Annotated in this window: 7 protein-coding genes; 4 read left to right on the forward strand and 3 right to left on the reverse strand. The window is 61.3% G+C overall.

Features of this window, described 5'->3' with window-relative positions; translation table 11 throughout:
* Positions 1–206: 206 nt before the first annotated feature.
* A complete protein-coding gene (locus NTD85_RS08805; RefSeq protein ID WP_003223085.1) occupies positions 207–749 on the reverse strand; it encodes a TetR/AcrR family transcriptional regulator in 543 nt (180 codons plus the stop codon).
* A 91-nt stretch (positions 750–840) separates the two neighbouring features.
* Here NTD85_RS08805 and NTD85_RS08810 point away from each other — a divergent pair, with 91 nt between their 5' ends.
* The 4 genes from NTD85_RS08810 (at position 841) to NTD85_RS08825 (ending at position 5,621) form a co-directional block, all read left to right on the forward strand.
* Positions 841–2,028 carry an MFS transporter gene (locus NTD85_RS08810; protein WP_262141982.1) on the forward strand — a complete coding sequence of 396 codons (1,188 nt, stop codon included), beginning with the start codon at positions 841–843 and terminating at the stop codon, positions 2,026–2,028.
* 52 nt (positions 2,029–2,080) lie between these two features.
* Positions 2,081–2,392: a cupin domain-containing protein gene (locus NTD85_RS08815; RefSeq protein ID WP_262141983.1), complete on the forward strand. Its 312-nt coding sequence runs from the start codon at positions 2,081–2,083 to the stop codon at positions 2,390–2,392.
* Positions 2,393–2,497: 105 nt separating this feature from the next.
* Positions 2,498–3,649: a TDT family transporter gene (locus NTD85_RS08820; RefSeq protein WP_003223090.1), complete on the forward strand. Its 1,152-nt coding sequence runs from the start codon at positions 2,498–2,500 to the stop codon at positions 3,647–3,649.
* 97 nt (positions 3,650–3,746) lie between these two features.
* Positions 3,747–5,621 carry an MFS transporter gene (locus tag NTD85_RS08825; RefSeq protein ID WP_262141984.1) on the forward strand — a complete coding sequence of 625 codons (1,875 nt, stop codon included), beginning with the start codon at positions 3,747–3,749 and terminating at the stop codon, positions 5,619–5,621.
* 97 nt (positions 5,622–5,718) lie between these two features.
* Here NTD85_RS08825 and sugE read toward each other — a convergent pair whose 3' ends face one another.
* A complete protein-coding gene (sugE, locus tag NTD85_RS08830; protein WP_003223093.1) occupies positions 5,719–6,033 on the reverse strand; it encodes a quaternary ammonium compound efflux SMR transporter SugE in 315 nt (104 codons plus the stop codon).
* A gap of 119 nt (positions 6,034–6,152) precedes the next feature.
* Positions 6,153–7,118 carry a bile acid:sodium symporter family protein gene (locus tag NTD85_RS08835; protein WP_262141985.1) on the reverse strand — a complete coding sequence of 322 codons (966 nt, stop codon included), beginning with the start codon at positions 7,116–7,118 and terminating at the stop codon, positions 6,153–6,155.
* Positions 7,119–7,196 lie beyond the last annotated feature (78 nt).

Consider the following 7,196-nt stretch of genomic DNA (forward strand, 5'->3'; position numbering starts at 1 on the left):
AAGACACCCCGGCAGTCCTGCCCGGGCGGACAGTCTCGCATGAGTGCGGCGGTTAGTCAGTGTCGACCAAGGTCGTGGCGTGGCGGGGTGTCGCAGGTTTGAAACCGGGTGGTTCTGAGGTGACTGGTCGGGCCTCTTCGCGAGCAGGCTCACTCCTACAGGTGGAACGCATTCCAATTGTAGGAGTGAGCCTGCTCGCGATAGCGTCAGTCCTGTTTCAACGCCATATCGATCAACCGATGCAGTTCATCCACCTCCAGCGCCGCCGCCGCAAACAGAATCCGGAACACCACCGGCGCCACCACCAGATTGATCAACCGATCGACACTCGGCGCCGGCTCGTCGGGGTGACGCTCGATGATGGTCTGCAACTGCGCGCCAATGATCGTCACGCAATACCCCGGCGTGGCGCTGGCCTGCACGTCGCGCATCATGTTGCGCCCCGGCTCCGAACTCATTTCGTCCAGATACTGCTCGGCCCAGGCGCGGATATCACCGCGCAGGTCACCGGTCACGGCCGGTTCGCTGTCGGGGCGCATGCGGGCGAGGGCGACGTCCGCCAGCAACGCCGTCAGATCGCCCCAACGCCGATAGATCGTCGAAGGCGTGACCCCGGCCCGCGCAGCGATTTGCGGGACGGTCACGGTGCTGCGCTCCTGTTCTTGCAGAAGCGCGCGGACTGCCGAATGAATCGACTCTTGCACCCGGGCGCTGCGGCCGCCGGGGCGTAAACCTTCTTTAATAGCCATGCGCCAGACCTTAACACAAAGAATTTGCTTTAAGCCAAAGCCAAGAGCACACTCCGCAAAAGCAAAAAATTAGCTTTTGCGGAGTGTGCCCATGACCAGCCTTGCTTCCAACCGTGGCAGCCTGATTTTTCTGGCGATCACCTTGTTGAGTTTTCTCGCCGCCTCCACGGCGCCGACGCCGCTGTATCACCTGTATCAGGATCAACTGCACTTCTCGGCAGCAGTGCTGACCCTGATTTTCGGCGTGTATGCCTTAAGCCTGCTGGCGGCGCTGCTGACGGTCGGATCGCTGTCCGATCACTTGGGGCGTAAACCGGTGATTTTCACCGCGGTGCTGCTCAATGCGCTGGCGATGCTGCTGTTCATCAACGCCGACAGCGTCGCCTGGCTGATCAGCGCCCGCGTGCTGCAAGGTTTTGCCACCGGCATGGCCACCGCTGTTCTGAGCGCAACGCTGCTCGACACCGACCGCCAGCAGGGGCCGTTGATCAACAGCGTCGCACCGTTGCTCGGCATGGCGCTGGGCAGCATGGGCTGTGGCTTGCTGGCCGAGTTCGCTCCGGCGCCGTTGCAACTGACTTACTGGTTGCTGCTGGCAATGTTTGTGTTGCAGGCAGTGTATGTCTGGCGTCTGCCGGAAAGCGTCACCCCGCAAGCCGGGGCCTGGGCTTCGCTGCGGCCGACCCTGCATGTGCCGGTTCAGGCGCGTTCGACCTTGTGGCGTGTGCTGCCGCTGAACACCGCAACCTGGGCCCTCGGCGGCTTTTTTGCCTCGCTGGCGCCGTCGCTGGTGCGCACCGCCACCGGTTCGACTTCCAACCTGATCGGCGGTGCGACCGTCTCGGCGCTGACGGTGACGGGCGCGCTGATGATTTTCACGTTGCGCAATCGGCCTGCGACCCGCGCCCTGCAACTGGGCGCCAGTCTGCTGCCCATCGGTGTGCTGCTGATTCTGCTCGGCGTGCACAGTGCCAGTCTGGGGCTGTTTTTCCTCGGCACGCTGGTCGCCGGTTGTGGCTTTGGTTCGGGGTTTCTCGGGGCAGTGCGCAGCCTGGTGCCGCTGGCTCTGCCGCATGAGCGAGCGGGGCTGATGTCGGCGTATTACGCGCTGAGTTATCTGGCGTTTTGCTTGCCGGCACTGCTCGCCGGGCACTTGACTCGCACCTACGGCTTGCTCGCGACCACCGACGGTTACGTCGCCGCATTGATCGTGCTGGCCGTCGCCGCGCTCCTGCTCAGCTTGCGTGCGCAAGCGGCCAAGGTTTGCAGCGCTCCATAAGTGTGGCGGTTTCAGTTAGCCTTGAGCGGCCCTTCTTTGCATGGATCGACCGATGAAGATTATCCGCAGCAAGTCGTTCACCGCCGAGCGTGCCTGGGGTGCGCTGGACATCGCCAACATGAACGGCATCACCACGCGTCTGCACTGGACCGATCAGCCTTACAAATGGCACGTCAACGATGGTGAAGAAGTGTTCGTGGTGCTCGATGGTCAGGTGCAGATGCGCTATCGCGAACAGGGCGAAGAAAAGCATGTGCTGCTTGAGGTCGGGGATATCTTCTACGCCTCGGTCGGCACCGAGCACGTGGCGCATCCGCAGGGAGCGGCGCGGATTCTGGTGATTGAAAGCGAAGGCAGTGTCTAGACGCTTATCTGTAAAGTAGATAACAGATAGAGAAATTACCCGTTATATAGATATTCGATTCGGTTCTACCATGGACTCAACCTCACCTGAGGACAGGAGTTCATGATGACTTGCCCCAACATAGCCAAACCCGGCATCAAGCCGTTCAGCCAGCTTCAGCATCCGCGTGAAGTGATCCGTCAATTCACCCCGAACTGGTTCGCCGCGACCATGGGCACCGGTGTGCTGGCCCTGGCCCTGGCGCAACTGCCGGTGGCGATCCCCGGGTTGCACGCGGTGGCCGAAGGTTTGTGGCTGTTCAACATTCTGTTGTTCACCCTGTTTACCTTCGCCTATGCCGCGCGCTGGGTTCTCTTCTTCGATGAAGCGCGGCGGATCTTCGGCCATTCCACCGTTTCGATGTTCTTCGGCACCATCCCCATGGGCCTGGCGACGATTATCAACGGCTTTCTGCTGTTCGGCCTGCCACGCTGGGGCGAAGGCGTGATTCATCTTGCCGAAGTGCTGTGGTGGCTCGACGTGGCGATGTCGCTGGCCTGCGGTGTGTTGATCCCCTACATGATGTTTACCCGCCAGGAACACAGCATCGATCAGATGACCGCCGTCTGGCTGTTGCCGGTAGTGGCGGCGGAAGTGGCGGCGGCCAGCGGCGGCTTGCTCGCGCCGCACCTGGCCGATGCCCACGCGCAACTGGTGGTGCTGACGACAAGCTACGTGCTCTGGGCATTTTCCCTGCCCGTGGCGTTCAGCATTCTGACCATCCTGTTGCTTCGCATGGCCCTGCATAAACTGCCCCACGAAAACATGGCCGCCTCAAGCTGGCTGGCCCTCGGTCCGATCGGCACCGGCGCGTTGGGCATGTTGCTGCTGGGCGCTGATGCACCGGCGATCTTCGCCGCCAATGGCCTGCCGGGCATCGGTGAAATCGCTGCGGGCCTGGGGCTGGTCGCCGGGATCACGCTGTGGGGCTTCGGTTTGTGGTGGATGTTGATGGCGCTGCTGATCACCGCGCGTTACCTGCGCGACGGCATCCCGTTCAACCTCGGCTGGTGGGGTTTCACCTTCCCGCTGGGCGTGTATTCGCTGGCGACCCTCAAGCTCGCCAGCACGCTGAACCTCGGTTTTTTCAGCGTGATGGGCTGTGTGCTGGTGAGCCTGCTGGCAGTGATGTGGCTGATCGTCGGTAAACGCACCGTGCAAGGCGCGTGGCGCGGTGAGCTGTTTGTCTCACCTTGTATTGCAGGGTTGAAGAAATAACCTGAAAAGTTTAGGTAATGTGTGGCCTGGATCGCCGATCGAGATTCCAATAAGCAGATCCAGGCCATTCTCTACCGACTTCAGGGAAACACGGAAGATGAGTCACCCCTCACAGTTCAACCTGCTTCGCACCCGGCGCTTTCTGCCGTTTTTCATCACGCAGTCGCTGGGCGCGTTCAACGACAACGTGTTCAAGCAGTCGCTGATCCTCGCCATTCTGTATCGGCTGACCATCGAAGGTGACCGTTCGATCTGGGTCAACCTGTGTGCGCTGCTGTTTATCTTGCCGTTCTTCCTGTTCTCGGCGCTGGCCGGGCAGTTCGGGGAAAAATTCGCCAAGGACGCGCTGATCCGTCTGATCAAACTCGCGGAAATCGCGATCATGGCCGTAGGATCGATCGGTTTTCTCTTCGATCACCTGTCGCTGATGCTGGTGGCGCTGTTTGCCATGGGCACGCATTCGGCGCTGTTCGGGCCGGTCAAGTATTCGATTTTGCCGCAGGCGTTGCGCGAGGATGAACTGGTCGGCGGCAACGGACTGGTGGAGATGGGCACGTTCCTGGCGATCCTTGCCGGGACCATCGGCGCCGGCATCATCATGTCCTCGACGCATTACGCGCCACTGGTGTCGACCGCGATTGTCGGGATTGCGGTGCTCGGGTATCTCGCCAGTCGCAGCATTCCGCGCGCTGCGGCGGCTTCGCCGGAAATGCGCCTGAACTGGAACATCTTCAGCCAGTCCTGGGCCACGCTGAAACTCGGTCTGGGCCAGACGCCCGCGGTGTCGCGCTCGATTGTCGGCAACTCGTGGTTCTGGTTTGTCGGGGCGATTTATCTGACGCAGATCCCGGCCTACGCCAAGGAGTGGATGCACGGCGACGAAACCGTGGTAACGCTGATTCTCACCGTGTTCTCGGTGGGGATTGCGCTGGGTTCGATGCTCTGCGAGAAGCTTTCCGGGCGCAAGGTCGAGATCGGTCTGGTGCCGTTCGGTTCGTTCGGTCTGACCGTGTTTGGCCTGCTGCTGTGGTGGCATTCCGGTGGAATCCCGGAGAGCGTCACCGGCCATAGCTGGACCCAAGTGCTGGGCTTTGCCCATACCTGGGCGGTGCTGGTCGATATTCTCGGCCTCGGTATTTTTGGCGGCTTCTATATCGTGCCGCTGTACGCGTTGATCCAGTCGCGCACCGCCGAGAACGAACGGGCGCGGGTGATCGCGGCCAACAACATTCTCAACGCGCTGTTTATGGTGGTGTCGGCGATCGTTTCGATCGTGTTGTTGAGCGTGGTCAAGCTGTCGATTCCACAGCTGTTTTTGGTGGTATCGCTGCTGAACATCGGCGTCAACGCCTACATCTTCAAGATCGTCCCCGAGTTCAGCATGCGTTTCATGATCTGGCTGCTGAGCCATTCCATGTACCGCGTCGAACACCGTAACCTCGAAGCGATTCCGGACGAGGGCGCGGCATTGCTGGTGTGCAACCACGTGTCGTTCGTCGATGCGCTGCTGATTGGCGGCGCGGTGCGTCGGCCGATTCGCTTTGTCATGTACTACAAGATCTACAACCTGCCGGTGCTGAACTTTATCTTCCGCACGGCGGGGACGATTCCGATTGCCGGACGCAACGAAGACATCCAGATCTACGAAAAAGCCTTCACCCGGATTGCCCAGTACCTGAAGGACGGTGAGTTGGTGTGCATCTTCCCGGAAGGCAAGTTGACCACCGATGGCGAGATCAACGAGTTCAAGGGCGGGCTGACGCGGATTCTCGAAGAAACCCCGGTGCCGGTAATTCCGCTGGCGCTGCAGGGATTGTGGGGGAGTTTCTTCAGTCGCGATCCGAACAAGGGCCTGTTCAAGCGGTTGTGGTCGCGGGTGACGTTGGTGGCGGGTTCGGCGGTGGCGGTGGAGGCGGCGCAGCCGGCGAAATTGCAGGGGTTGGTGGGGACGTTGCGCGGTGCAGTCAGATAGTCGCTGACTTCAATGGCTCCTTCGCGAGCAAGCCCGCTCCCACATTTGAAATGCATTCCAGTGTGGGAGCGGGCTTGCTCGCGAAAGCGGCAGTGGCCTAAGCGCTGACCTTGAGGCCGATCAAACCGGTGATGATCAACGCCACGCTGGCCAGGCGAATCAACGCCATCGACTCGCCAAACAGAATGATCCCGGCAATCACCGTGCCCACGGCACCGACCCCGGTCCAGATCGCATAAGCCGTACCCAGTGGTAATTCCTTCATCGCCAGCCCCAGCAGGCCGAGGCTGATTGCCATCGCTGCGACGGTCAGTACGGTGGGGAGCGGGCGGGTGAAACCGTCGGTGTATTTCAGGCCGACGGCCCAGCCGACTTCGAACAGGCCGGCGAAAAACAGAATGATCCAGGACATGAAAGACCTCCATCGATTGACGGGGCCGTCCCCAGATTGATAACTCGATCGAGCCGCAGGGTCGTCCCCGCGTAGCGCAATAGTCTGCCGAGCATTAATCCGGGGATCAAGCTTCCCAGTCAGTCGCCCGGCTGCTGCGCCAGCGCCTCACGGTCTTCTTTCTCGCTCATGCGCCGGAAGTAGGTCGAGAGCAACGCCCCGGAAATGTTGTGCCAGACGCTGAACAACGCGCTCGGCACCGCCGCCAGCGGCGAAAAGTGCGCGCTGGCCAATGCCGCGCCCAACCCCGAATTCTGCATGCCGACTTCCAGCGCCAGCGACTTGCGCTGCGCCAGTGGCAACTTGAACAGGCGCCCGGTGAAGTAGCCCAGCAAGTAGCCGAAGCTGTTATGCAGCATCACCACCGCCATGATCAGCAGCCCGGATTCGGCAATCTTCGCCTGACTGGCGGCCACCACGGCGGTGACGATGATGACGATGCTGACCACCGACACCAGAGGCAACACGTCCACCGCGTGCCGCACTCTATCGCCGAGCAAACGTTGCGCGACCACGCCGAGCACGATCGGCAGCAGCACCACTTGCAGGATCGACCAGAACAATTCCATGAACGACACCGGCAACCACGCCGAAGCCAGCAGCCAGATCAGCGCCGGGGTCAGCAGCGGGGCGAGGAGGGTGGTAACAGCGGCAATCGCCACCGACAGCGCCAGGTCGCCCCGGGCCAGCCAGGTCATCACGTTCGAAGAGGTGCCACTTGGGCAGCAGCCGACCAGAATAACCCCGACGGCGATTTCCGGTGGCAGATGGAAGATCTGGCAGAGCAACCACGCCACACCGGGCATGATCACGAAATGTGCGACCACGCCCAAAGCCACGCGCCACGGATGGCGGGCGACGGCGGCGAAGTCATCGAGTTTGAGGGTCAGGCCCATGCCGAACATCACCAGTCCCAGCAGCGGCACGATTGCGCCTTTGAGGCCGAGGAACCACGCCGGTTGCAGGAACGCGATCACCGCGAAAATCAGAACCCAGTAAGCGAAGGTATTGCCGACAAAGCGACTCAGTGCAGCCAGTGCGCGCATGGCCTGTTCCTTGTTATTAGTTACACCACAAAGCCAATTGTGGGAGCGGGGGGGGGGGGGGGGGGGGGGGGGGGGGGG

Origin of the sequence: Pseudomonas sp. 13B_3.2_Bac1 (assembly GCF_025466205.1) — a bacterium.
In the GTDB taxonomy this organism is placed as follows: domain Bacteria; phylum Pseudomonadota; class Gammaproteobacteria; order Pseudomonadales; family Pseudomonadaceae; genus Aquipseudomonas; species Aquipseudomonas fluorescens_H.

What these genes read in the sequence shown, in the direction of transcription:
- NTD85_RS08805 (WP_003223085.1), bottom strand. Translation starts at nt 749, where the DNA reads ATGGCTATTAAAGAAGGTTTACGCCCCGGCGGCCGCAGCGCCCGGGTG.
- NTD85_RS08810 (WP_262141982.1), top strand. Translation starts at nt 841, where the DNA reads ATGACCAGCCTTGCTTCCAACCGTGGCAGCCTGATTTTTCTGGCGATC.
- NTD85_RS08815 (WP_262141983.1), top strand. Translation starts at nt 2,081, where the DNA reads ATGAAGATTATCCGCAGCAAGTCGTTCACCGCCGAGCGTGCCTGGGGT.
- NTD85_RS08820 (WP_003223090.1), top strand. Translation starts at nt 2,498, where the DNA reads ATGACTTGCCCCAACATAGCCAAACCCGGCATCAAGCCGTTCAGCCAG.
- NTD85_RS08825 (WP_262141984.1), top strand. Translation starts at nt 3,747, where the DNA reads ATGAGTCACCCCTCACAGTTCAACCTGCTTCGCACCCGGCGCTTTCTG.
- sugE (WP_003223093.1), bottom strand. Translation starts at nt 6,033, where the DNA reads ATGTCCTGGATCATTCTGTTTTTCGCCGGCCTGTTCGAAGTCGGCTGG.
- NTD85_RS08835 (WP_262141985.1), bottom strand. Translation starts at nt 7,118, where the DNA reads ATGCGCGCACTGGCTGCACTGAGTCGCTTTGTCGGCAATACCTTCGCT.